Origin of the sequence: Nonomuraea sp. C10, from assembly GCF_008017515.1 — a bacterium.
Lineage (GTDB): Bacteria > Actinomycetota > Actinomycetes > Streptosporangiales > Streptosporangiaceae > Nonomuraea > Nonomuraea ferruginea.
Map to the genome: position 1 here is coordinate 1,388,929 of NZ_VPFF01000001.1, position 23,555 is coordinate 1,412,483.

The 23,555-nt window shown below is 71.4% G+C and carries 19 protein-coding genes and 1 tRNA gene; 13 read left to right on the forward strand and 7 right to left on the reverse strand.

All coding sequences use genetic code 11. From position 1 onward, the window contains the following. Window positions 1–6 precede the first annotated feature (6 nt). The 10 genes from FR742_RS06360 to araA all read left to right on the forward strand — a co-directional run bounded on the left by FR742_RS06360 (window position 7) and on the right by araA (window position 12,580). Window positions 7–1,512, forward strand: coding sequence for a sugar ABC transporter ATP-binding protein (locus FR742_RS06360; protein ID WP_148030072.1), 1,506 nt, complete (start codon window positions 7–9; stop codon window positions 1,510–1,512). Continuing rightward, window positions 1,512–2,525 (forward strand): ABC transporter permease, encoded by a 1,014-nt coding sequence (locus FR742_RS06365; RefSeq protein WP_148030073.1) that lies wholly within the window; start codon window positions 1,512–1,514, stop codon window positions 2,523–2,525. Before FR742_RS06360 ends, FR742_RS06365 begins: the two co-directional genes overlap by 1 nt. Next, window positions 2,522–3,508: a galactofuranose ABC transporter, permease protein YjfF gene (gene yjfF / locus FR742_RS06370; protein WP_148030074.1), complete on the forward strand. Its 987-nt coding sequence runs from the start codon at window positions 2,522–2,524 to the stop codon at window positions 3,506–3,508. The genes FR742_RS06365 and yjfF overlap by 4 nt, the downstream gene beginning before the upstream one ends. Before the next feature lie 197 nt (window positions 3,509–3,705). Beyond that, on the forward strand, window positions 3,706–4,824 hold the full coding sequence (gene chvE, locus FR742_RS06375; RefSeq protein WP_148030075.1) for a multiple monosaccharide ABC transporter substrate-binding protein: 1,119 nt from the start codon (window positions 3,706–3,708) through the stop codon (window positions 4,822–4,824). 59 nt (window positions 4,825–4,883) lie between these two features. Next, complete coding sequence (gene mmsA / locus FR742_RS06380) at window positions 4,884–6,425, forward strand: multiple monosaccharide ABC transporter ATP-binding protein (protein WP_148030076.1); 1,542 nt, start codon at window positions 4,884–4,886, stop codon at window positions 6,423–6,425. Between the two features lie 6 nt (window positions 6,426–6,431). Further along, window positions 6,432–7,694, forward strand: coding sequence for a multiple monosaccharide ABC transporter permease (gene mmsB, locus FR742_RS06385; RefSeq protein ID WP_222708857.1), 1,263 nt, complete (start codon window positions 6,432–6,434; stop codon window positions 7,692–7,694). A 73-nt stretch (window positions 7,695–7,767) separates the two neighbouring features. Continuing rightward, window positions 7,768–8,760 carry a LacI family DNA-binding transcriptional regulator gene (locus FR742_RS06390; protein WP_148034375.1) on the forward strand — a complete coding sequence of 331 codons (993 nt, stop codon included), beginning with the start codon at window positions 7,768–7,770 and terminating at the stop codon, window positions 8,758–8,760. Window positions 8,761–8,829: 69 nt separating this feature from the next. Further along, window positions 8,830–10,485: a ribulokinase gene (araB, locus tag FR742_RS06395; protein WP_261808844.1), complete on the forward strand. Its 1,656-nt coding sequence runs from the start codon at window positions 8,830–8,832 to the stop codon at window positions 10,483–10,485. Then, window positions 10,482–11,129, forward strand: coding sequence for an L-ribulose-5-phosphate 4-epimerase (locus FR742_RS06400; RefSeq protein ID WP_148030078.1), 648 nt, complete (start codon window positions 10,482–10,484; stop codon window positions 11,127–11,129). The genes araB and FR742_RS06400 overlap by 4 nt, the downstream gene beginning before the upstream one ends. After that, on the forward strand, window positions 11,126–12,580 hold the full coding sequence (araA, locus tag FR742_RS06405; protein ID WP_148030079.1) for an L-arabinose isomerase: 1,455 nt from the start codon (window positions 11,126–11,128) through the stop codon (window positions 12,578–12,580). Before FR742_RS06400 ends, araA begins: the two co-directional genes overlap by 4 nt. Before the next feature lie 41 nt (window positions 12,581–12,621). Here araA and FR742_RS06410 read toward each other — a convergent pair whose 3' ends face one another. Next, entirely contained in the window at window positions 12,622–14,010 is a 1,389-nt protein-coding gene (locus FR742_RS06410; RefSeq protein WP_261808378.1) for a DHA2 family efflux MFS transporter permease subunit, read from the reverse strand. A gap of 68 nt (window positions 14,011–14,078) precedes the next feature. Here FR742_RS06410 and FR742_RS06415 point away from each other — a divergent pair, with 68 nt between their 5' ends. Further along, window positions 14,079–14,738, forward strand: a complete 660-nt coding sequence (locus tag FR742_RS06415; protein ID WP_148030080.1) for a TetR/AcrR family transcriptional regulator — start codon at window positions 14,079–14,081, stop codon at window positions 14,736–14,738. On the opposite strand, the gene FR742_RS06420 is transcribed toward FR742_RS06415, so the two are convergent. Beyond that, entirely contained in the window at window positions 14,699–15,676 is a 978-nt protein-coding gene (locus tag FR742_RS06420) for a threonine/serine dehydratase (protein WP_148030081.1), read from the reverse strand. The two genes, FR742_RS06415 and FR742_RS06420, sit on opposite strands and share 40 nt — an antisense overlap. 30 nt (window positions 15,677–15,706) lie before the next feature. After that, window positions 15,707–16,423 carry a TetR/AcrR family transcriptional regulator gene (locus FR742_RS06425; RefSeq protein ID WP_148030082.1) on the reverse strand — a complete coding sequence of 239 codons (717 nt, stop codon included), beginning with the start codon at window positions 16,421–16,423 and terminating at the stop codon, window positions 15,707–15,709. Between the two features lie 79 nt (window positions 16,424–16,502). Here FR742_RS06425 and FR742_RS06430 point away from each other — a divergent pair, with 79 nt between their 5' ends. Further along, window positions 16,503–18,125, forward strand: a complete 1,623-nt coding sequence (locus FR742_RS06430; protein WP_148030083.1) for an ABC-F family ATP-binding cassette domain-containing protein — start codon at window positions 16,503–16,505, stop codon at window positions 18,123–18,125. Window positions 18,126–18,139: 14 nt separating this feature from the next. Here the strand turns inward: FR742_RS06430 and FR742_RS06435 are convergent. The 3 genes from FR742_RS06435 to FR742_RS06445 all read right to left on the reverse strand — a co-directional run bounded on the left by FR742_RS06435 (window position 18,140) and on the right by FR742_RS06445 (window position 20,583). Beyond that, window positions 18,140–18,212, reverse strand: a tRNA-Ala gene (locus tag FR742_RS06435). A 54-nt stretch (window positions 18,213–18,266) separates the two neighbouring features. Next, window positions 18,267–19,115, reverse strand: a complete 849-nt coding sequence (locus tag FR742_RS06440; RefSeq protein WP_222708858.1) for an alpha/beta fold hydrolase — start codon at window positions 19,113–19,115, stop codon at window positions 18,267–18,269. 40 nt (window positions 19,116–19,155) lie between these two features. Beyond that, complete coding sequence (locus FR742_RS06445; protein WP_148030084.1) at window positions 19,156–20,583, reverse strand: von Willebrand factor type A domain-containing protein; 1,428 nt, start codon at window positions 20,581–20,583, stop codon at window positions 19,156–19,158. Between the two features lie 122 nt (window positions 20,584–20,705). Here FR742_RS06445 and FR742_RS06450 point away from each other — a divergent pair, with 122 nt between their 5' ends. After that, a complete protein-coding gene (locus FR742_RS06450; protein ID WP_148030085.1) occupies window positions 20,706–22,496 on the forward strand; it encodes a hypothetical protein in 1,791 nt (596 codons plus the stop codon). On the opposite strand, the gene FR742_RS06455 is transcribed toward FR742_RS06450, so the two are convergent. Further along, window positions 22,497–23,552: a type III polyketide synthase gene (locus tag FR742_RS06455; RefSeq protein WP_148030086.1), complete on the reverse strand. Its 1,056-nt coding sequence runs from the start codon at window positions 23,550–23,552 to the stop codon at window positions 22,497–22,499. Window positions 23,553–23,555 lie beyond the last annotated feature (3 nt).

Below are 23,555 nucleotides of genomic sequence, written 5' to 3' on the forward strand. Positions count from 1 at the left end.
CGCCGGATGGACGCACCCGCGCCGATCCTGCGGATGAGCGGGATCGGCAAAGAGTTCCCGGGCGTGCGCGCCCTCGACCGCGTGGACCTGCGGCTGCTGCCCGGCGAGGTGCACGCGCTCATGGGCGAGAACGGCGCGGGCAAGTCCACCCTGATCAAGGTGCTGACCGGCGTGCACACCGCCGACGAGGGCGCCGTCGAGCTGGCCGGGAAACCCGTCGCCTTCGGCAGCCCGCTGGAGGCCAGGCAGGCCGGGATCAGCACCGTCTACCAGGAGGTCAACCTCTGCACGAACCTGTCGGTGGCCGAGAACATCCTCATCGGCCGCGAGCCGCGCCGCTTCGGGCGCATCGACTGGCAGCGGATGCGGGCCCGCGCCCGGGAGTTGCTGGCGCGGATGGACCTGGACCTGGACGTCTCGGCGCCGCTGTCGTCGTACTCGCTGGCCATCCAGCAGATGGTGGCCATCGCCCGCGCGCTCGACGTCGAGGCCCGCGTGCTCATCCTGGACGAGCCCACCTCCAGCCTGGACGCCGACGAGGTGGGCCAGCTCTTCCAGGTGATGCGCAGGCTCAAGGACGAGGGCATCGCCATCCTGTTCGTCACGCACTTCCTGGACCAGGTGTACGAGATCTCCGACCGGATGACGATCCTGCGCAACGGGCGGCTGGTGGGGGAGTACCTCACCCGCGAGCTCAGCCAGGTCGAGCTGGTCGCCAAGATGATCGGCCAGGAGCTGGAGGCGCTCGACAAGCTGCACGGCGAGGCGAGGAGCTTCGCCACGCCGCTGGTCGAGGCCCGCGATCTGGGCCGGCCGGGCGCGATCGAGCCGTTCACGCTGACCATCCACGAGGGCCAGGTGGTCGGGCTCGCCGGGCTGCTCGGCTCCGGCCGCACCGAGGTGGCCCGGCTGCTGTTCGGCGCCGACCACGCCGCCGGGCAGCTCTCGATCGGCGGCGAGCCGGTCACACTGCGCACGCCCAGGGCCGCGATGGGCCACAAGATCGCCTTCTGCTCGGAGAACCGCAAGCGCGACGGCCTCATCGAGGACCTCACCGTCCGCGAGAACATCGTTCTCGCCCTTCAGGCCACCCGCGGCTGGACCAGGCCGGTGCCCCGCGAGCAGCAGGACGAGCTGGTGGACAAGTACGTCAAGGCGCTGCGGATCAGCCCGCCCAACCCGGAGATCCCGGTGCGCAACCTCAGCGGCGGCAACCAGCAGAAGGTGCTGCTGGCCCGCTGGCTGATCCTGGAGCCGCGGCTGCTCATCCTCGACGAGCCCACCCGCGGCATCGACGTGGGCGCCAAGACGGAGATCCAGCGGCTGGTCGCCGAGCTGTCCGGCGGCGGCGTGGCGGTGCTGTTCATCTCCGCCGAGCTGGAGGAGGTGCTGAGGCTCAGCCACAAGGTCGCGGTGCTGCGCGACCGCCGGATGATCGCCGAGCTGCCCAACGACGACGAGCTGACCAAGGACGTGATCATGGAGACCATCGCGAGCGGAGGCAGGACCTGATGCGCCGTCTGCTCTGGCCGATCCTGGTCCTGGCCGCGCTGTTACTGGTCAACCTGATCTTCACGCCGGGCTTCTTCTCCATCCAGCTCCGCGAGGGCCACCTGTACGGGAGCCTCATCGACATCCTGCGGTTCGGCGCGCCGCTGATCCTGGTGTCGCTGGGCATGACGCTGGTCATCGCGACCGGCGGCATCGACCTGTCGGTCGGCTCGATCGTGGCCATCTCGGGGGCGCTCGCCTGCCTGCAGATCAGCCAGGACCAGGGCCTGTTCGCGGCCGTGGCGCTGGCGCTCGGCCTGTGCACGCTGCTCGGCGCCTGGAACGGGTTCCTGGTCGCGGCGGTCGGCATCCAGCCGATCATCGCCACCCTGATCCTCATGGTGGCCGGGCGCGGCCTGGCCCAGCTCATCACCGACGGGCAGATCATCACCGTCAACGACCCCGCCTTCAAGCTCATCGGCGGCGGCTACCTGCTGACGGTGCCGTTCGGCATCCTCATCGTGATCGCCGTGCTGGCGATCACCGCGTTCCTCACCCGGCGGCTGGCTCTTGGCATGCTCATCGAGTCGGTCGGCGGCAACGCGGAGGCGAGCAGGCTGGCCGGCATCCGGGCGCGCGGGATCATCGTCATGGTGTACGCGTTCGCCGCCCTGTGCGCTGGCGTGGCCGGCCTCATGATCAGCTCGAACGTGTCCAGCGCCGACGGCAACAACGCCGGCCTGTGGATCGAGCTGGACGCCATCCTGGCCGTGGTGATCGGCGGCACGTCGCTGGCCGGCGGCCGGTTCTCGCTCGGCGGCACGGTGATCGGCGCGCTGATCATCCAGACGCTGACCACCACGATCTACTCCATCGGCGTGCCGCCGGAGACCACGCTCCTGTTCAAGGCGCTCGTGGTGACCGCGGTCTGCCTGATCCAGTCGCAGGCCTTCCGCGACAAGGTGTTCCACCGGCGCGGCCGGGCCGCTCCACCCCGCCCCGTGACCGAGGAGAAAGTACGGGTGAGCACATGACGACGCTCAGCCTCGGCGGGGGCAGGACGATCCCCGCCAAGTACGTGCCGGTGCTGGTGACGGCCTGCCTGTTCGTCGCCATGTTCGTGGCGGGCGGCATCCGCTACGAGGGGTTCGCCACCGGGCAGATCGTGCTGAACGTCTTCATCGACAACGCCTTCCTGCTGATCGTGGCGGTCGGGATGACGTTCGTGATCCTCACCGGCGGCATCGACCTGTCGGTGGGCTCGGTGGTGGCGCTGTCGACGATGATCGCGGCGAGCCTGATGACCGGGCCGGGCTGGCCGCCGTACGTGGTGGTGCCGCTGGTGCTGCTCGTCGGCTCGGCCCTGGGCCTGGTGATGGGCTACCTGATCCACGCCTTCGACATCCAGCCGTTCATCGTCACGCTGGCCGGGATGTTCCTGGCCAGAGGGCTCTGCTACACGATCGGCACCGAGTCCATCCCGATCACCGACCCCACGTTCACCGCGTTCGCGCAGACCAGGATCGACCTGGTCGCCGACATGTGGATCTCGCCGAGTGTGATCATCGCGGCGGTCGTGGTGCTGGTGGCCGCGTACGTGCTGCACTACACGCGGCTGGGCCGGGCGGTCTACGCCACCGGCGGCAGCGAGCAGTCGGCGCTGCTCATGGGCCTGCCAGTGGGCCGTACGAAGGTGGCGGTCTACACGATCTCCGGCTTCTGCTCGGCGCTCGGCGGCGTGGTGCTGTCGTTCTACATGCTCTCCGGGTACGGGCTGCACGCGGTCGGCATGGAGCTGGACGCGATCGCGGCGGTGGTCATCGGCGGCACCCTGCTCACGGGCGGAACCGGCTTCCTGCTGGGCACCGTGCTGGGTGTGCTGGTGCTCGGCCTCATCCAGACCGTCCTCAGTTTCGAGGGCACGCTGAGCTCCTGGTGGACCAAGATCGTCATCGGCATGCTGCTGTTCGCCTTCATCCTGCTGCAGCGGTTGTTCTCGGCCCGAACACGGTCCTGACCTGCGAGGAGCGTGCATGTGAACGTTACCAGGAGGTTACGCTCAGATGTTGACACCATGGTTGTTAGCGATAACAATCCTGGTCAACGGATGCGAGTTTTGTTCTGGTTCATCCCCCCTTGTGGTGAACCGTTTCGTTCATGGGCAGCCTTGGCGACTCGCGCTGCCGTGATCTTTCAAGCGAGGAGACACACACGATGAGGTTGGGACGGATCGGAGGCGTGGTCACCGCGATCGCGCTCGCCGCCACCATGACGGCCTGCGGCTCCAGCCAGAAGACCGTCGACGCCGAGGCGTCCTCCGGCGCGGCCGACGGCAACGCCGGCGCGCTGGTCGGCGTCACCATGCCGACCAAGTCGTCGGAGCGGTGGATCCACGACGGCGACAACGTCAAGAAGCAGCTTGAGGCGCTCGGCTACCAGGTCGACCTGCAGTACGCCGAGAACGACATCCCCACCCAGGCCAACCAGATCGAGAACCAGATCACCAAGGGCGCCAAGCTCCTGATCGTGGCCTCGATCGACGGCACGGCGCTCACCTCCCAGCTCCAGCAGGCGGCGGACAACAGCATCCCGGTCATCGCCTACGACCGGCTGATCCGTAACAGCCCGAACGTCGACTACTACGCCACCTTCGACAACTTCAAGGTCGGCGTCCAGCAGGCCACCTCCCTGCTCCAGGGCCTCGGCGTGGACAAGGGCGAGAAGGGCCCGTTCAACGTCGAGCTGTTCGGCGGCTCGCCCGACGACAACAACGCCACGTTCTTCTGGAACGGCGCCATGTCGATCCTCCAGCCGAAGATCGACGACGGCACTCTCGTGGTGAAGAGCGGCCAGACCGACTTCAAGACCGCCGCGATCCTCCGCTGGGACCCGGCCACCGCGCAGCGGCGCATGGAGGACATCCTCACCAAGACCTACACCGGCGACACCAAGGTCGACGGCGTGCTCTCCCCGTACGACGGACTGTCCATCGGCATCCTGTCGGCGCTCAAGAGCAGCGGCTACGGCACCAGCGGCCAGCCCTACCCGGTCGTGACCGGCCAGGACGCCGAGCTCGCCTCGGTCAAGTCGATCATCGCCGACGAGCAGTACTCGACGATCTTCAAGGACACCCGCAAGCTCGCCGAGACCACCGTCAAGATGGCCGACGCCGTGCTCAAGGGCCAGAAGCCCGAGGTGAACAACGAGAAGGACTACGACAACGGCAACAAGGTCGTTCCCTCGTACCTGCTCGACCCGGTGATCGTCGACAAGACCAACTACAAAGAGATCATCATCGGCGGCGACTACTACACCGAGGACCAGCTCAAGTAGGCGCCGGCGCTCCGGGGGACGGCCCGTCCCCCGGAGCCCCTGACCGAGGGGCTTCGACCATGACCGATCACATTCTGCGGATGACCGGGATCACCAAGACGTTTCCCGGCGTCAAGGCGCTCCAGGACGTCAACCTGTCCGTGCGGCGCGGCGAGATCCACGCCATCTGCGGCGAGAACGGCGCCGGCAAGTCGACGCTGATGAAGGTGCTGTCCGGCGTCTACCCGCACGGCACGTACGAGGGAGACATCCACTTCGACGGGGAGCGGTGCGCGTTCGGCGGCATCCGCGACAGCGAGCACGCCGGCATCGTCATCATCCACCAGGAGCTGGCGCTCAGCCCGCAGCTGTCGATCGCCGAGAACGTCTTCCTCGGCAACGAGCGCGCCAAGCGCGGCGTCATCGACTGGAACCGCACCAACTACGAGGCCGGCCTGCTGATGAAGCGGGTGGGCCTGCGGGAGAACCCGACCACCGTCGTCTCCGACATCGGCGTCGGCAAGCAGCAGCTCGTGGAGATCGCCAAGGCGCTGTCGAAGGAGGTGAAGCTGCTCATCCTCGACGAGCCCACCGCGGCGCTCAACGACGACGACTCCGCGCACCTGCTCGACCTGCTGCGCGGGCTGCGCGACGAGGGCATCACCTGCGTGATCATCTCCCACAAGCTGAACGAGGTCACCGCGATCGCCGACTCCGTCACGATCATCCGCGACGGCCGCACCATCGAGACGCTCGACATGGCCGCCGACGAGGTGACCGAGGACCGGATCATCTCCGGGATGGTCGGCCGCGCCCTCGACAACCGCTTCCCCCCGCACGACCCGAAGATCGGCGAGGAGGCGCTGCGCATCGAGGACTGGACCGTCCACAGCCCCAGCCAGCCAGGCCGCAAGGTCGTCGACGGCGCCTCGCTCACGCTGCGCCGCGGGGAGATCGTCGGACTGGCCGGCCTCATGGGCGCCGGGCGCACCGAGCTGGCGATGAGCGTCTTCGGCCGCACGTACGGGGTCAACATCTCCGGCAAGATCTTCAAGAACGGCCGGCCGGTCGAGATCCGCACCGTACAGGACGCGATCAGGCACGGCCTGGCCTACGCCACCGAGGACCGCAAGCGGTACGGGCTCAACCTCATCGAGGACATCAAGCGCAACGTCTCCGCCGCCGGTCTGAGCGGGCTGTCGCGGCGCGGCTGGGTGAACGAGCACGAGGAGTACGCGGTCGCCGAGCGCTTCCACAAGAGCATGAACATCAAGGCGCCCAGCGTGTCGAGCGTCGTCGGCAAGCTGAGCGGCGGCAACCAGCAGAAGGTCGTGCTCTCCAAGTGGATCCTCACCGAGCCCGACGTGCTCATCCTCGACGAGCCCACCCGGGGCATCGACGTCGGCGCCAAGTACGAGATCTACACGATCATCAACCGGCTGGCCGACGAGGGCAAGGCGGTGCTGGTGATCTCCTCGGAGCTGCCGGAGCTGCTGGGCCTGTGCGACCGCGTCTACGCGCTCTCCGAGGGGCGCATCACCGGTGAGCTGCCGCGAGGGGAAGCCACGCAGGAACGCCTCATGCAACTGATGACCCAAGCAACGACCACGGGACAGGAGTAGGTCCAGATGAGCAGCACCACGCCCGCCGCCGTGGCGGCCGGCGCCACGGGCGGCGAACCGGAAGAGCCGAAGCGGCCCGGCCGCGTCTCTCTGGGCGGACTCTCGCTCAACCTGCGGTCGAGCGGCATCTACATCGCGTTCGCGCTGATCGTCGCGCTGTTCTCGGTCCTCACCGACGGCGCGCTCCTCACGCCGCAGAACATCTCGAACATCATCGTCCAGAACTCCTACATCCTGATCCTCGCCATCGGGATGATCCTGGTCATCATCGCCGGGCACATCGACCTGTCGGTCGGCTCGGTGGTGGCGGTCACCGGCGCGATCTCGGCCGTGCTCATGGTCAATATGGGCGTGCCGTGGCCGCTGGCCCTGCTGATCACGATCGCGGCGGGCGCCCTCATCGGGGCCTGGCAGGGCTACTGGGTGGCCTACTTCGGCATCCCGGCGTTCATCGTGACGCTGGCGGGCATGCTGCTGTTCCGCGCGCTCACCCTGACCGTGCTCGGCAACCAGGGCATCGGCCCGTTCCCCGACCAGGTCCGCACCCTGGCCAACGGGTTCACCAGCGGCTATCTCGGCAACGTCGGGCTCGGCCCGCTGGGCGGCGCCGACCTGTTCAGCCTGCTGGTCGCGCTGGTCGCCATCGCGGGCATGGTCGTCTCGCAGTGGCGCACCCGGACGGCCAGAGCGGGTTACGGGCAGGCCGTGGAGCCGTTCGCGGTGTTCGTGGTCAAGATGGCCGCGGGGGCCGCGCTCATCCTGTTCCTGGTCGTGCAGCTCGCCCGGTTCAAGAACCTGCCCTGGGTGCTGGTGCTGCTCGCGGTGCTGGTGCTGGGCTACTCGCTGCTGGCCAACAAGACCGTGTTCGGCCGGCAGATCTACGCGATCGGCGGCAACCTGCAGGCCGCGGTCATGTCCGGCGTCAAGGTCAAGAAGGTCGTCTTCTGGATCTTCGTCAACATGGGCGTGCTGGCGGCCATCGCCGGCGTCATCTTCGCCGGCCGGCTCAACCAGGCGGGACCCACCGCGGGCAACATGTTCGAGCTCGACGCGATCGCCGCGGCCTTCATCGGCGGCGCGGCCGTCCAGGGCGGCGTCGGCAAGGTGGTCGGGGCGATCACCGGCGGTCTCATCATGGCCGTGATCAACAACGGCATGTCCCTGATCGGCTCGCCGAGTGAGCGGGTCATGCTCGTCAAGGGCCTCGTGCTGCTGGCCGCCGTCGCCTTCGACGTGTGGACCAAGCGCCGCGCGGGCGCCGCCGCCTGATCGTCCGCCCGCTCGTCCGTACCGCTGGAAAGGAGAGACCGTGGTAGCGCCACCCAAGCGCCGCCCTCCGGTGATGGCCGACGTGGCCAGGGAGGCCGGCGTGTCGCACCAGACGGTCTCCCGGGTGCTCAACGACCATCCCAACGTCCGGCCCGACACCAGGGCCCGGGTGGAGGAGGCGATCACCAGGCTCGGCTACCGCCGCAACCTGGCCGCCCGCGCCCTGGTCACCAAGCGGTCGCGGATGCTCGGCGTGGTCAGCTTCGACACCACGCTCTACGGACCGGCCAGCACGATCTACGGCATCGAGCAGGCGGCCAGGACGGCCGGCTACTTCGTGAGCATCGTGAGCCTGAAGACGCTCGACGTCGACAGCGTCCGCGACGCCATCGACTACCTGTCCGAGCAGGGCGTGGACGGGGTCGTGGTGGTGGCGCCGCGGCGCTCGGCGGGCCCGGCGCTGGAGAGCCTGCCGTCGGGCACCCCGGCGGTGGCGGTCGAGGGCACCCTGCGCGGCGACGTCTCGGTGGTCTGCATCGACCAGGCCGAGGGCGCCAGGCTCGCCACCCGGCACCTGCTGGAGCTGGGTCACCGGACCGTCCACCACGTCACCGGCCCGCCCGACTGGCTGGAGACCGAGGGGCGGCTGGAGGGCTGGCGGGCCGCGCTGGAGGAGGCGGGCCGGCCGGTGCCCGAGCCGCTGCCCGGCGACTGGAGCCCGCACGCCGGCTACGCGGCCGGCCGGAGCCTGGCCGCGATGGACGGCGTCACCGCCGTCTTCGCGGCCAACGACCAGATGGCGCTGGGCGTGCTGCGCGCGCTCTCCGAGGAAGGAGTGAAGGTACCCGACCAGATCAGCGTCGTGGGCTTCGACGACATCCCCGAGTCGGCGTTCTTCTCGCCCCCGCTCACCACGGTCAGGCAGGACTTCGACCAGGTGGGCAGGCACTGCATCGAGGTGCTGCTCCGGCAGCTCGACGCGGGGGCGGGCACGTGTGAGCGCCTCGTCGTGCCGCCCGGTTTCGTCGTCAGGTCCAGCACGGCTGCCGCCGCGCGGGTGCCGTGATATATGCCGTGTTATATCGCAAGGCCCCGTACGAATCCCCTGGAGATCAGTGTGAACGCTAACAAGTTCGTGGTCGGAGTGGACTTCGGCACGCTGTCCGGGCGTGCCGTCGTCGTCCGCGTGTCCGACGGCGCTGAGCTCGGCAGCGCCGTCCACGAGTACGCGCACGGCGTCATCGAGCGGGAGCTGCCCGGCTCCGGCGTGCGGCTCGGCCCCGACTGGGCGCTGCAGTCGCCGCAGGACTGGATCGACGTGCTCCGCGTGGCCGTGCCCGGCGCCCTCGCCGCGGCGGGCGTCCAGGCCGACGACGTGATCGGCATCGGCACCGACTTCACCGCTTGCACCGTGCTGCCCGCCACCGCCGACGGCACCCCCCTCTGCTTCCACACTCCCGAACGGCCGCACGCCTGGCCCAAGCTGTGGAAGCACCACGCCGCCCAGGCGCACGCCGACCGGATCAACGAGCTGGCGGCCCGGCGCGGGGAGAGCTGGCTGCCCCGGTACGGCGGCAAGATCTCCTCCGAGTGGGAGTTCGCCAAGGCGCTGCAGGTCCTGGAGGAGGACCCGGAGACGTACGCCGCGGCCGACCGGTGGATCGAGGCCGCCGACTGGATCATCTGGCAGCTCACCGGGGTGGAGAGCCGCAACATCTGCACCGCCGGATACAAGGGGATTTTTCAGGACGACGGCTACCCGTCCGAGGAGTTCCTCGCCGAGCTGAACCCCGGCTTCTCCGGCTTCGCCGCCAAGCTCGCCACTGGACAGGTCGGCGAGAAGACCGGCGGCGTCACGCTCGCCCCGCTCGGCGGCCTCGCCGGCCCCCTGTCCGCGGAGGCGGCCGCCTGGACCGGCCTGCCCGAGGGCATCGCCGTCGCCGTGGGCAACGTCGACGCGCACGTCACCGCGGCCGCCGCCGACGCCGTCAGGCCCGGCCAGATGGTCGCCATCATGGGCACCTCCACCTGCCACATCATGCCCAGCGACCGGCTCGCCGAGGTGCCCGGCATGTGCGGCGTCGTACGCGACGGCATCGTGCCCGGCCTGTGGGGGTACGAGGCCGGCCAGTCCGCCGTGGGCGACATCTTCGCCTGGTTCGCCGACGCCCACGTCCCCGCCGGGTACGCGGAGGCGGCGGCGGCCCAGGGCATGAACGCGCACGAGTACCTGACCTCGCTGGCCGAGCAGCAGGCCGTCGGACAGCACGGCCTGGTCGCGCTCGACTGGTTCGGCGGCAACCGCTCCGTGCTCGTCGACCACAACCTGTCCGGCGTCATCGTCGGCCAGACCCTCGCCACCCGGCCCGAGGACGTCTACCGGGCGCTCATCGAGTCCACCGCGTTCGGCGCCCGCATGATCGTGGAGACCTTCGAGCAGGCCGGAGTCCCGGTCGAGGAGTTCGTCGTGGCCGGCGGCCTGCTGAAGAACCGCTTCCTCATGCAGGTCTACGCCGACGTGCTGCGCCGCCCGCTGTCGGCCATCGGCTCCGACCAGGGCCCGGCGCTCGGCTCGGCCATCCACGCCGCCGTCGCGGTCGGGGTCTACGCCGACATCGAGAAGGCCGCCGCCGCCATGGGCAAGCGCACCGAGGCCGCGTACGTGCCCGACCAGACCAGGGCCGACGCCTACGACCGGCTGTACGCCGAATACCGCAACCTGCACGACCACTTCGGAGACGGACGCATGCTGCACACCCTGCGCGCCATCAGGAACGAGGCCGCCTCATGAGGACCACGGTCGCCTCCCTCCACGCGGAACTGGTCCGCTACGGCCTCGTCGCCTGGACGGCCGGGAACGTCTCCGGCCGCGTTCCCGGCGAGGACCTGTTCGTCATCAAGCCCTCCGGCGTCTCCTACGACGAGCTGACCCCGGAGAGCATGGTCGTCTGCGACCTCGACGGCAACCTCGTCGAGGGCGACCACGCGCCGTCCAGCGACACCGCCGCGCACGCGTACGTCTACCGCCACATGCCGCACGTCGGCGGCGTCGTGCACACCCACTCCACCTACGCCTCGGCGTGGGCGGCCAGGGGCGAGCCGATCCCGTGCGTGCTGACCGCGATGGCCGACGAGTTCGGCGGCGACATCCCGGTGGGACCGTTCGCGCTGATCGGCGACGACTCCATCGGCCAGGGCATCGTGGCCACGCTCGACGGCCACCGCTCGCCCGCCGTGCTCATGCGGAACCACGGCGTCTTCACCATCGGCAAGGACCCCAAGGCGGCGGTGAAGGCGGCGGTGATGTGCGAGGACGTCGCCCGCACCGTCCACGTCGCCAGGCAGCTCGGCGAGCCTCTGCCGATCAAGCCGGAGCACATCGACCGCCTGTACGACCGCTACCAGAACGTCTACGGACAGAGGAGTCCACGTTGAACATCTGGTTTCTGACCGGCAGCCAGGGGCTGTACGGGGAAGACACGCTGAGGCAGGTGGCCGAGCAGTCGCGGCGCATCGCCGAGGCGCTGCCGGTGCCCGTGCAGTGGAAGCCGGTCCTGACCGACGCGGCCGCCATCCGGCGCGTGATGCTGGAGGCGAACGCCGACGACACCTGCGCCGGCGTGATCGCGTGGATGCACACGTTCTCCCCGGCGAAGATGTGGATCGCCGGCCTGGACGCGCTCCGCAAGCCGCTGCTCCACCTGCACACGCAGGCCAACGTGGAGCTGCCGTGGGCGAGCATCGACATGGACTTCATGAACCTCAACCAGGCCGCGCACGGCGACCGCGAGTTCGGGTACGCCCAGACCCGGCTCGGGGTGGCCCGCAAGACCGTGGCCGGGCACGTCAGCGACCCGGCCGTGGCCGAGCGCGTCCTGTCCTGGGTGCGCGCCGCCTCCGGCCTGGCCGAGCTGCGCACGCTCAAGCTGGCCAGGTTCGGCGACAACATGCGCGACGTGGCCGTCACCGAGGGCGACAAGGTCGAGGCCCAGCTCCGCTTCGGCGTCTCGGTCAACACCTACGGGGTGAACGACCTGGTCGAGGCCGTCGACGCGGCCGCCGACGCCGACGTCGACAAGCTGATCAAGGAGTACGAGGAGCTCTACCGGGTGGCGCCCGAGCTGCTCGGCGAACGGCGCGAGTCGCTGCGCTACGCGGCCAGGATCGAGCTGGGCCTGCGCCACTTCCTGGAGAGCGGCGGCTTCAAGGCGTTCACCACCAACTTCGAGGACCTCGGCGGGCTGCGCCAGCTGCCCGGCCTGGCGGTGCAGCGGCTCATGGCCGACGGCTACGGCTTCGGCGGCGAGGGCGACTGGAAGACGTCCGTGCTGCTGCGCACCCTCAAGGCGATGGCGCCGGGCGGCACCTCGTTCATGGAGGACTACACCTACCACCTGACGCCGGGCGAGGAGCTCATCCTCGGCGCCCACATGCTGGAGGTCTGCCCGACGATCGCCTCCGGCACCCCGTCGTGCGAGATCCACCCGCTGGGCATCGGCGGCCGGGAGGACCCGGTCCGGCTCGTGTTCGACGCCACGCCCGGGCCGGGCGTCGTGGTGGGCCTGGCGGACATGGGGGACCGGTTCCGGCTGGTGGCCAACGAGATCGACCTGGTCGCGCCGCCGCAGCCGCTGCCCGCGCTGCCGGTCGCCCGCGCGGTCTGGCAGCCCCGCCCGAACCTGCGCACCTCGGCCGAGGCCTGGCTCACCGCCGGCGCCCCGCACCACACGGTGCTGTCCACGGCCGTCGGGGTCGAGGAGCTGACGGACCTGTCCGAGATGCTCGGCGTCGAGCTCCTCGTCATCGACGCCGACACCACCCCGCGCCAGTTCGCCAAGGAGATCCGCTGGAACCAGGCGTACTACCGCCTGGCCCAGGGGTTCTGACGTCTTTCCTCCGGCCACCGCTTCCCGGGGCGGTGGCCGCGTCAGGCTGATCCCGTCCGCTCCGGGGCCGCCCGTGCTTCGGGGGCCGGGCGGCCGGGGAGCAGGGGGGCCGCCGCCAGGATCACGACGACCATCGCCAGGGCGAACCAGAAGACGCCGCGCAGCCCGCGTTGCGGATCGCCCGCGGTCTGCACGATGAGCGTGACCACCGCGATGCCCAGCGCCGCGCCGAACTGGTTCAGCATGTACAGCACGGCGCTGCCCTGCGGGATCAGCGGCGCGGGCAGCAGCCGGTAGAGCGAGCCCATCGTCGGAGCGCCGACGAAGCCCAGCCCGAGCCCCATGGCGCAGCCCGCGAGCACCGGCCATACCCACCCGGTCTCGGGACCGACCCGGGTGAAGGCCAGCCCGCTGAGCGCCGCCACCGCCGCGCCGCCCAGCGCCAGGCCGCGCGCGCCGAGCCGGTCCGACAGCCGTCCGGCCAGCGGCATCGCCACCGCGGCGCCCGCGCCGACCGGCGCCACCAGCAGCCCGGCGGCCAGCGCGCCCACCCCGTGCACCTGCCGGAAGAACAGCGGCAGCGCGAACAGGGTGGCGAACGTGGCCAGCCCGACCAGCCCCATGACCACCACGGCGGCGCTGAAGGAGCGCCGGGCGAACAGCCGCGGGTCGATCAGCGGCTGTCCACGGCGCGCGTGCAGGCCGTACCCCGCCAGCAGGGCCGTGCCGGCCGCGAGCGGGACGAGCACCTGCCACACCCCGAACGCGGCCTGCTCGGCGGCCTGCGACAGCGCGAGCACGAGCGCCGCGAACCCGGGCGCGAGCAGCACCACGCCGGTCACGTCCAGCCGGGTACGCCGCCCCGCCGGTGGGTCGTCGGCCGGGATCACCCTTAGCGCCAGCAGGTAGGCCACCATCCCGACCGGCACGTTCAGCAGGAACATCCACTGCCAGGAGAACGCCTGCAGCAGCGCGCCGCCGGCCAGCGGCCCGAGCACCGGACCCAGCGACAGCACCACGCCCATCAGCCCCATCACCTGCCCCGCCCGCCGCGGTCCCGCCGCGCGGGCGAGCAGCACGAGCACCAGCGGGTCGAGCACTCCCGCGCCCAGCCCCTGGACCGCACGGAAGGCGATGAGAGCGCCGGTGTCCCAGGCCAGCCCCGCGCCGAGCGACCCGGCGAGGAACGCCAGCAGCCCGAACAGCCACAGCCGCCGCGCGCCGAACCGCTCGACGGCCCACGAGGTGACCGGGATGGCGGCGGTCACGGCCAGCAGGAACCCGGTCGACACCCAGCCGACCGCGCTGAGCGACGTGCCGAACGCGGCGGCCAGGGTGTCGATCCCGACGGCGACCATCGTGCTGTTGAGAATGCCGAGCATCCCGCCCAGCAGGACGACCGCGACCAATCGCGACAAATTTGAACTCACCGGTTCAATGTAACAGCCTAGTCAGTAACACTGAACCCATGAGTTCAGTACGCACCTAGAATGACGTCATGCCCACCACCCGTGGCCGCATCGACAAGCGGCAGGCCATCCTCGACGCCGCGATCACCGTCTTCGCCCGTCGCGGCTACGACCAGGCCTGCGTCCAGGAGATCGCCGACGAGGCCGGGGTCGCCAAGCCCACCGTCTACAACCACCTCACCGACAAGGCCACCCTGTTCCGCGAGGTGATGACGGCCGCCGCCGGCACCGCCGTCGCCCGCCACCTGGCCACCCTGGACCGCCTCACCGACCCCGGCGACGACCTCCGCCCGGTCCTCCGGGAAGTGGCGCTCGACCTGCTCCGCTGCCACTGCGACGACCGCTCCCGCGCCGTCCGCCGCCTCCTCCACGCCGAGCTGGCACGCTTCCCCGACCTGCTCTCCCTCGTACGAGGCCCCTCCGGGCACCGCGTCACCGAAGCCCTCGCCGACCGCCTCGCCCGCCTGACCCTCGCGGGCCGCCTGCGCCCGGCCGACCCCTCGACGGCGGCCGAGCAGCTCCTCGCCCTCCTCACCGGCCCCGCCGACCTGCACTGGCCCCTGGAAACCCCCTCGGACGACGACCTCATCCGGATCACCGACGCGGCCGTGGACACTTTCCTCCGCGCCTTCGCCCCCGGCCCGCCGAGTCAGGACTCGCGGGCAGCCGGGCCGGTCCAGCGGCGGTAGGCGTCCGGGTCGACGTTGCCGCCGCACACGATGGTGACCACGTGCCGGCCGGCGAAGCGGTCACGGTCTTCGAGGATCGCCGCGATGCCGAGCGCGGCCGACGGTTCGACGACGAGGCCGGCATGGTCGAGGAGCAGCCGCATGCCGGCGATGATCGACCTCTCCTGGACGAGGACGGCGTCGTCGGCGACCTGGAGGAGGTCGTCCAGGACGGCCGCGATCGGCAGCCGGCCGGCGACGCCGTCGGCGATGGTGTCGGTCGTCTCGGTGGTGACGACGCGCCGCTGCCGCCAGGAGAGGGTCATCGCCGGCGCGCCCGCGGGCTGGACGCAGATCACCTCGACGCCGGGGGCCAGGGCCTTCACCACGTGGCCCACGCCGGTGGCCAGCGCCCCGCCGCCGAGGGCGATCAGCACGGCGTCGAACGACGGCACGGCGCCGGCCAGCTCCAGGCCGATGGTCGCCGCGCCCTCGCAGGTCTCGATGTCCAGGCTGTCCTCGACCAGCCGGATCCCCTCGTACCGCGCGATGCCGGCCGCCCGCTCACGAGCCAGGTCGAAGTCACCGTCCACCAGCTCCAGCCTGGCGTCCAGCGCGCGGATCCGATCAAGCTTGGCGGCGGGCGCGAAGCGGGACGCCACGACGGTGACGTCCAACCCCCGGCCGCGACCGGACCAGGCGAGGGCCTGGCCGAGGTTGCCCGCGCTGGCGCACACCACGGCTCGCGAGCCGCCGGCGGCGAGGGCGCTCGTCACGAGTTCGGTGCCGCGGGCCTTGAAGCTCCGGACCGGGTTCGCCGTTTCGAGCTTGACGCTCACCGCGCACCCGAGGCCGGGCTCCAGCGCCTCGCAGCGGTAGAGCGGAGTGTCGAGGAAGATCGGGTCGATCATCTCGCGGGCCGCCCGGATCCGGGCGGTGTCGAGGCGCGTCTCAGGCATGGCACAGCAGCGTAGCGCCGCCGGAGAGGATCACTTCCCGGCGATCCCGGCCTGGATGCCGTCGAGAAGCCAGGTCAGGCCGAGGGCGAAGCCGGTGTCCCAGTCGGCTTCCGCGACGTGCGGGCCGTGGGCGGCGAGGGCCGGGTAGCTGTCCCGATGGGCGCGCAGGTGCTCCTGAGCCGCCTGCCGCGCCTCCTGCCCCGCGCCGGTGGGCCAGGTGGCCTGCATCAGCCCGGAGCCGATGACGTAGTTGGACAGCCCGTACGCGGCCGCCGTGAGGTGGGGTTCGACGGCACCGGCCCTCAGGAGGGTCGCGTACAGGAACTCACTGCGGGCCAGCACGTTGGGCCCCAGCATCGGACGGCTCAGCAGCGCCGCCGACCAGGGATGCCGCAGCAGGACCGCGCGCCATCCGTCGATCAGCGCGGTGATGTCGGCGCGCCACCCCCGGCTTTCCGCCGGGATCCGGACCTCGGCGAAGATCATGTCGAGGGCGAGGTCGAGGACGTCGTCCTTGGTCTTCACGTGCCAGTAGAGCGTGGTCGAGCCGGTGCCGAGCCGTTCGGCCAGGCGGCGCATGGTCAGCCGGTCGGCGCCTTCGGCGTCCAGGAGCGTCACGGCCTCCTCGACGATCCGATCCCGGCTGAGCGGCGGGGCGTCGCGTCCCTTCCGCGCGGACGGGCGCAGCCACACGTCCCCCGCGGTCCCTGATCGGCGGGCTCCCGAATCTGCCTTGCTGATGTCCACGTACGTGAGTCTAGTATGGCGATCGGGCACCGGATCATTGATCCAGTGACCGGAACAGTGATCCGGTGAAGGAGGGATCGTGGCAGGACACGTCGAGGTGGACGGGCTGACCTACGTGCTGCCGGACGGGCGGCTGCTCCTGCACGAGGTGTCCTTCCGCGTCGGGGACGGCGTCAAGGCCGCCCTGGTGGGACCGAACGGCGCGGGCAAGACCACCCTGCTGAAGCTGATCGCCGGGGATCTGCGACCGGCCGACGGCCGCGTGGTCTCCTCAGGAGGGCTGGGGGTGATGCGGCAGTTCATCGGCGACATCCGAGACGGCCGCAGCGTGCACGACCTGCTGCTGTCGGTGGCGCCGGAGCGGGTCCGTGACGCCGCCGAGGCCCTGGCGCGGGCGGAGGAGGCGATCGCCGCCCGCGACGACGAGGCGTCGCAGCTGGCCTACGCGCAGGCCGTCGCCGACTACGCCGACGTCGGCGGCTACGACATGGAGGTCGTCTGGGACGTCTGCACCACCGAGGCCATGGGCCTGCCCTGCGACGCGGTCAGGGACCGCCCGGTGACCACCCTGTCGGGAGGCGAGCAGAAACGCCTCGCCCTGGAGGCCCTGCTCCGCGGCCCTGACGAGGTCCTGCTGCTGGACGAGCCGGACAACTACCTGGACGTGCCCGCCAAGCAGTGGCTCGAAGGCCGGTTGCGGGCCACGGACAAGACCGTGTTGCTCGTCTCCCACGACCGCCGGCTTCTGGCCGAGGCGGCCGACCGGATCGTGACCGTGGAGGACCGCGGCGTCTGGGTCCACGGCGGGGGGTTCGCCGCCTACGCCGAAGCGCGTGAGCAGCGCATCAGCCGGCTGGAAGAGCGGCGCCACCGCTGGGACGAGGAGCACGCCAAGCTCAGGCGGATGGTGCACACCCTGCGGCAGACCGCGGCCAACAACGACGCGCTGGCCTCGGCCTACCGCGCCGCGCGCACCCGGCTGAGCCGCTTCGAGGAGGCCGGTCCGCCCCAGCGCCCGCCCAGGGCGCAGAACGTGCGGATCCGCCTGCGCGGCGGCCGCACCGGCAAGCGCGCCGTCATCTGCGAGAACCTGGAGCTCGTCGGCCTGATGCGGCCGTTCGACACCGAGATCTGGTACGGCGAGCGGGTCGGGATCCTCGGCTCCAACGGCTCGGGCAAGTCCACGTTCCTGGAGCTGCTGGAGCAGGCCGCCGACGGCGCGGCGCCCGCGGTGCGGCACAGCGGCTCCGCGCGGCTGGGGGCGCGGGTGGTCCCGGGGCGGTTCGTGCAGACCCACGCCCGGCCGGACCTGCACGGCCGCACCCCGGTCGAGCTGGTCACGACCGGTCACGCGTGCACGCTGAACGAGGCGATGGCCGCTCTGGCGCGCTACGAGCTCGCGCCCGCCGCCGGCCAGTTGTTCGAGACCCTCTCGGGCGGCCAGCAGGCCCGGCTGCAGATCCTGCTGCTGGAGTTGTCCGGCGCCACCCTGCTGTTGCTGGACGAGCCCACCGACAACCTCGACCTGGCCAGCGCGGAAGCCCTGCAGCAGGGTCTGGAATCCTTCTCCGGCACTGTGCTGGCCGTCACCCACGACCGCTGGTTCGCCGCCGATCTCGACCGTTTCCTGATCTTCGGCGCTGACGGGACCGTGCACGAGAGCGCCGAGCCGGTCTGGCACGAGCGGCAGGCCCGAAAATGACTACCTGTGTGAGGTGGAGCTATGGGGATTCGAACCCCAGACCTCTTCCATGCCATGGAAGCGCGCTACCAACTGCGCCATAGCCCCTCGCATCGCTGCGTGCCCCAGTGTATCGGACCCTAAGACCTCTCTCGTACCGCTTTATTCACCGGCCAGGCCGCCGAGGATCACCTCGGCGTGCGTCCACAGCAGCGCCCCGCCCACCCCCGCGACGAGGTGCCGCCGCGCCCCGGGGATGCGCCCGGCCAGCGTCGCCCCCTGGTCGGGCGAGTGCCCGTGGTCCAGCTCGCCGTACCAGAGCTCGGCCGGTACGGTGACGCGCCCGAGGTCGAACGGCCACCGTCCCATGGCCAGCAGCGTGTCGCGGGCGTAGCCGGCGGGCCCCTGCTGGAACGCCTCCGCCATGGCCCTGCGGTAGGCCCGTTCGAAGGCCGGGTCCTCGTACACGGCCCGGTCCTCGGGAGGGCTGCCGGGCACGATCATGTCCCACAGCGCGTCGGGGGTGAACCGGGAGAAGAACTCCTCGGCGGCCACGGGGTCGCCGGTCACCGAGTCGACGAGGCCGCGCAGCTCGGGCGGCAGCCCGTCGCGGAACTCGGGCGCGGCCACCTCGTCGGAGCCGGACACGATCGTGACCCGGGAGGCGACGCCGGCCGCGGCGCAGGCCAGCGCGAACGGCGCGCCCTGGGAGAACCCGACGACCGGGATGCCGTCGAGCCCGGAGGCGCGCACGTCGCGGGGCCAGTCCGCGAGGGTGCGGCCCGGGCTGGGATCGGAGGCGCCGAGCCCGGGACGGTCGAGCGAGACGAGCCGGATGCCGAGCCGGTCGACCGTCCCCGCGCCGAAGCCGAGTGTCCGGCTGGTGCCCGCCCCGGGGCAGAAGAGCACGGGCCGGCCGTCGTGCGGCCCCCACTCGGCCCAGCCGAGCCTGCGGCCGTCGGGGAGGGTCGTCTGCCCGAGCCTGGCGGGCGGTTCGACTTTCACGCTCACCCTCTCAAGATGCCCAGACGGCCACAATCCTCGCAATCGGTTATCGCACCTCGCCCGCCTTGCCGATGAGCCCGGCCAGCTCGGTGACCATCGGGTCCTCGGAGGACCGCGCCAGGCGGGCGGCGTGCTCGCCGAGCGCGGGCAGGTCCATGCCGAACGCCTCGCCGTCGCGCATCTGGAGGGCGAAGGCCGCGGCGACCACGTCCACCTGGAGCCGCAGCGGCGCGCCGGACCACAGCTCGCCGGCGAGGGCGCCCACATCGACGGAGTCGGCGGCCTCGGCGGGCCGGCGGGTGTCGGGGTCCTGCCAGCGCACGGTGGCGGTGGCGAGATGGCCTTCGGCGCCGGGCCTGAGCTTGAGCGCGTACAGGGCGGTGACGGAGTGGCCGGGCCCGACCTCGCCGCCGTCGGCGCTGTCGTCGCGGAACTCCTCCGCCTTCAGCGCCCGGTTCTCGTAGCCGACGAGGTGATGCTCCTCGACCACGTCCGGGTTGAACTCGACCTGGGCCTTGGCGTCGCGGGCGCGCAGTTCGAGGGTGGCGGGCAGCCGGGAGACGAACGCCCTCTCGGCCTCCTCGGGGCTCGACACGTAGATGGCGGCGCCGTCGCCGTTGTCGGCCAGCTGCTCCATCAGCTCGTCGCCGTACTCGCGGCCGACGCCGACGGTGAGCAGCGTGATCTCCTCGGCGGCGCTCTCCCCGACCCGGTCGAGGATGGCCTGCCAGGCGGTGCTGCCCTGGTTGGCGAGGCCGTCGGAGAGCAGGATGACCCGGTTCGTGGCGGCGGGCCGGAAGGCGCGCGAGGCTTCCTCGTACCCGAGGACGAGCCCGGACTCGAGGTTGGTGCCGCCCTGCACGGTGAGCCGGTCGACGGCGGCGTGCAGGTCGGCCCGGGCGGCGAGCGGCGTCATGGCGGCGAGCAGCTGGGCCGTGTCGCTGAAGGCCACGACGGCGACCTGGTCGCCGGGGGTGAGCTGGTCGAGCAGCGTGCGCAGGGCCTGCTGGACGAGGTCGAGCCGGCCGGGCTCGGCCATGGAGCCGGAGACGTCGATGACGAAGGTGAGGTTGGCCGGCCTGCGGGCCTGGGTGGTGGAGCCGCGCGTCTGCAGGCCGACCCGGAGCACGGCCCGGTCGCGGCCGGGGAGCCGGGCGCCGTCGGTGTGCACGGTGAAGCCGTTGTCGGGCGGTTCGGCGTAGTCCTGGCGGAAGGAGTTGACGAACTCCTCGGGCCGGATCTGGCCGGGTTCCGGCCGGCGCCCCTCCCGCAGGGTGCGGCGCGCGTAGGAGTACGAGGCGGTGTCGACGTCCAGCGCGAACGTGGAGATCCTGGCGCTGGTGGTCTCCGACAGCTCCGGGCGCATGGGCGCCGGGTTCTCCTGGGCGGCGGGCGCGTCCCCGGCCGAGCCGCCGCACGCGGTGAGCGTCAGCAGCGCCGCGAGTCCGATCGCCGCCAGCGAACGTTTCTTCATGTGCGTCACCTCCACGCCCTATGACGGGTCTGGGGAGCGGCCGGCCGGGCCGGTGACGCAAGCGAGCGCAAACCGCGACTCTTACGTGATCGATTGTCACGAAGTAGTCGTTTCCTGTAGGCATGGGTGCCGTGCGTATCTATGTGGGTCTGGCCGCCAAGGGCCGTGAGGTTCCGGCCAGGGTCCTGGAGAAGATCCGTTCCGTCGCCGAGACGGCCTTCCCGGTCCCGCCGGAGGTGATCCGCGGCAGCGAATGGCACGGCCGCGGCGTGTCCCTGTTCGGGTGGACGAACGAGCCGGACGACTCGCGGCGGCCGCCGCTGCTGACGGAGTCGGGCGGGCGGGTGCTCGGGCTGAACGGTCATCTGGCCGACCCGGACGACGCCGGCCGGCTGATCGGCGATCCGCTGGGCGAGGGGATCGGCGGCTGCTTCTCCGCCTGGGTGGCGGGCGACGGCGTGCTGTCCGCGGCGACCGCGATCAACCGGGTCTGCCCGGTGTTCTACGCCGAGACGCCCGAGCTGCACGTCGTCGGCAGCCGGGCCCTGCTCGTGCACCTGGCGGCCCAGCAGGGCGACCGGGTGGAGCACGACGTGCTCGCCCTGCAGACGATGGTCCGCCAGGGGTTCTTCCTGTCGGACGAGACCCCGTACCGGGGGGTGACGGCGCTGCGCCCGAGCACGCGGCTGGACGTGCGGGACGGGCGGCGCGTCATCACCGAGACGCCGCTGCCGGTGGCGGCGCCCGCGCCGACGTCGGAGCGGGGCAAGCGGAAGGCGATCGGCGAGCTGGCCGAGGCGCTGCTGGCCACCGTCGCCCCGCTGCGCGGGCTGGGCGAGCCGGTGAACCTGGCGCTGACCGGCGGGCGCGACACCCGCATTCTCGGGGCGCTGCTGTACGCCGCGAAGGTGCCGTTCCGGGTGACCACGAACGGGCTCGACGCGCACCCGGACGTGATCCTGGCCCGGCAGATCGCCGGCCGGCTCGGCGTCGAGCACACGGTGATCGCGCCGCCGCAGACGGCCGGGCAGGACGCGGTGCTGGTGGAGCACCCGCTGGACCGGGTCTGGGAGACGCTGCGCACCTGCGAGGGCATGACGTCCGCGTACGAGTCGATCGTCGGTTACCTGCCCTACTCCGGCAAGCCGACCATGTCCGGGCAGAGCGGCGAGACGCTCCGGGCGGGCAGCCTGAACCTGCTGCAGAGCGACCTGAGCGACAAGGCGCTGCTGCGCCGCATCACCACCACGTTCGGCAAGGACGACAAGCTGTTCACCGACGAGGCGAACGAGCACGCCCGCGAGCTGGCCCGGCCGTGGCTGGCCAGGAAGGACCGGCTGGAGGCGCTGGACCACATCTACGTCTGGTACAAGGTGGGCCGCTGGCAGGCCAGCGCCCGCGCGGGGTCGCTGCGCCGCGGCGACCCGGTCCGGCCGTTCCTGGACAACCGCGTGGTACGGGCCGCGCTGGGGCTGGATCAGGCCTGGCGGCTGTCCGAAGAGGTGATCTACGCGCTGATCCTGCGGTTCGCGCCCCAGCTGCGTGACGTGCCGATCGAGGGCAAGCCGTGGCGGTTCGCCGCGGCGCTGGAGAGCCGGCCGTCGCACTGGTGGCGGCGGGCGCCGCGGCCCCCGGCGCACATGCCGACGCTCCGCACGGGCGGCGGCTGGAGCTGGCGGACCAGCCCCGGCCCGGTGCTGACGGACGTGCTGCGGCAGCAGGTGCTGGGCAGTCTGGACGCGCTGGCGCCGATCGTGCGGCCGGACGAGGTGCGCGCCCTGTTCGCCGACCCGGTGGTCAAGAAGCCGGCCCTGGCCTGGCACCTGTACACGGTGAGCGCGCTGCTGACCGGCGTCTACCCGGGCAAGCGGCCGGAGGGGCTGGAGCGGATCCCGGTGTCGAAGCCGTCCTGATCACCAGTGCAGCAGGAGCAGTTCGGCGGAGAAGCCCGGCCCGAGCGCCAGCAGCACGGCCGGCTGGTCCTTGCGCCCGCGCGTCTCCTGCAGCACGTGCAGCACCGACACCGACGACAGGTTGCCGTGCTCGCGCAGCGACCGCCAGGTGACCTCCAGCGCCTCCGGTGACAGCTCCAGCGCCCCGGCCAGCCTTTCGATCACCTTGGGGCCGCCGGGGTGGCAGATCCAGGTGCCGACCTGGCCGGGGGTGAGGCCGTTGTCGGCGAGGAAGGCCACGACGTCCCCGGCCAGCACCTGGTCCACGAACTCGGGCAGCCCGGCGTCGAGCACGATGCGGAAGCCGTGCTCGCCGACCTCCCAGCCCATCAGGTGCTCGGTGCCGGGGTACAGCTTGCTCCGGGTGGCCACCACCTCGCGTCCGTCGCCGTGCCCGGCGGCCACGACGGCCGCGGCGCCGTCGCCGAACAGGCCGCTGGCTATCAGGTTCGCGACCGAGGTGTCGTCACGCTGCACGGTGAGCGAGCACAGCTCCACGCAGACGAGCAGCGCCACCTGGTCCGGCCAGCCGCGCAGGTAGTCGTGCAGCCGCGACAGCCCGGCCGCCCCGGCGGCGCAGCCCAGCCCGAACACCGGCACCCGCTTGACGTCCTCGCGCAGCCCCGCGCGCTGGGCGAGCCGGGCGTCGAGCGACGGCGCGGCGAGCCCGGTGGTGGAGCAGAACACCAGGAGGTCGACCTTCCCCGGCGGCAGCCCGGCCTTGTCCAGCGCGCCGGCGATCGCCCGCTCACCCAGGTCGAGCGCGATCTCCACGTAGGCGTCGTTGGCCCGGCCGAACGATTCGAGCTTGGCGTAGTCGTCCAGCGGCAGCGCCAGGTTGCGGCCGGTCACGCCGGTGGCGGTGTGGAAGCGCTTGAGCAGCCCCTCGTCCGCCGCCGTGAGCCGGGCGAACGCCTCGGTGATCTCCTCCTGCTCGTACCGGTGGTCCGGCAGGACGGTCCGTACCCCCCAGATGTGCATGCCTGGTTTCTGCCGCTGAGAACCGCTGGCTAACATTTC

Coding starts and splice junctions, on each gene's coding strand:
- FR742_RS06360 (WP_148030072.1), top strand. CDS start 7: ATGGACGCACCCGCGCCGATCCTGCGGATGAGCGGGATCGGCAAAGAG.
- FR742_RS06365 (WP_148030073.1), top strand. CDS start 1,512: ATGCGCCGTCTGCTCTGGCCGATCCTGGTCCTGGCCGCGCTGTTACTG.
- yjfF (WP_148030074.1), top strand. CDS start 2,522: ATGACGACGCTCAGCCTCGGCGGGGGCAGGACGATCCCCGCCAAGTAC.
- chvE (WP_148030075.1), top strand. CDS start 3,706: ATGAGGTTGGGACGGATCGGAGGCGTGGTCACCGCGATCGCGCTCGCC.
- mmsA (WP_148030076.1), top strand. CDS start 4,884: ATGACCGATCACATTCTGCGGATGACCGGGATCACCAAGACGTTTCCC.
- mmsB (WP_222708857.1), top strand. CDS start 6,432: ATGAGCAGCACCACGCCCGCCGCCGTGGCGGCCGGCGCCACGGGCGGC.
- FR742_RS06390 (WP_148034375.1), top strand. CDS start 7,768: ATGGCCGACGTGGCCAGGGAGGCCGGCGTGTCGCACCAGACGGTCTCC.
- FR742_RS06400 (WP_148030078.1), top strand. CDS start 10,482: ATGAGGACCACGGTCGCCTCCCTCCACGCGGAACTGGTCCGCTACGGC.
- FR742_RS06415 (WP_148030080.1), top strand. CDS start 14,079: ATGCCCACCACCCGTGGCCGCATCGACAAGCGGCAGGCCATCCTCGAC.
- FR742_RS06420 (WP_148030081.1), bottom strand. CDS start 15,676: ATGCCTGAGACGCGCCTCGACACCGCCCGGATCCGGGCGGCCCGCGAG.
- FR742_RS06445 (WP_148030084.1), bottom strand. CDS start 20,583: ATGAAGAAACGTTCGCTGGCGGCGATCGGACTCGCGGCGCTGCTGACG.
- FR742_RS06450 (WP_148030085.1), top strand. CDS start 20,706: ATGGGTGCCGTGCGTATCTATGTGGGTCTGGCCGCCAAGGGCCGTGAG.
- FR742_RS06455 (WP_148030086.1), bottom strand. CDS start 23,552: ATGTTAGCCAGCGGTTCTCAGCGGCAGAAACCAGGCATGCACATCTGG.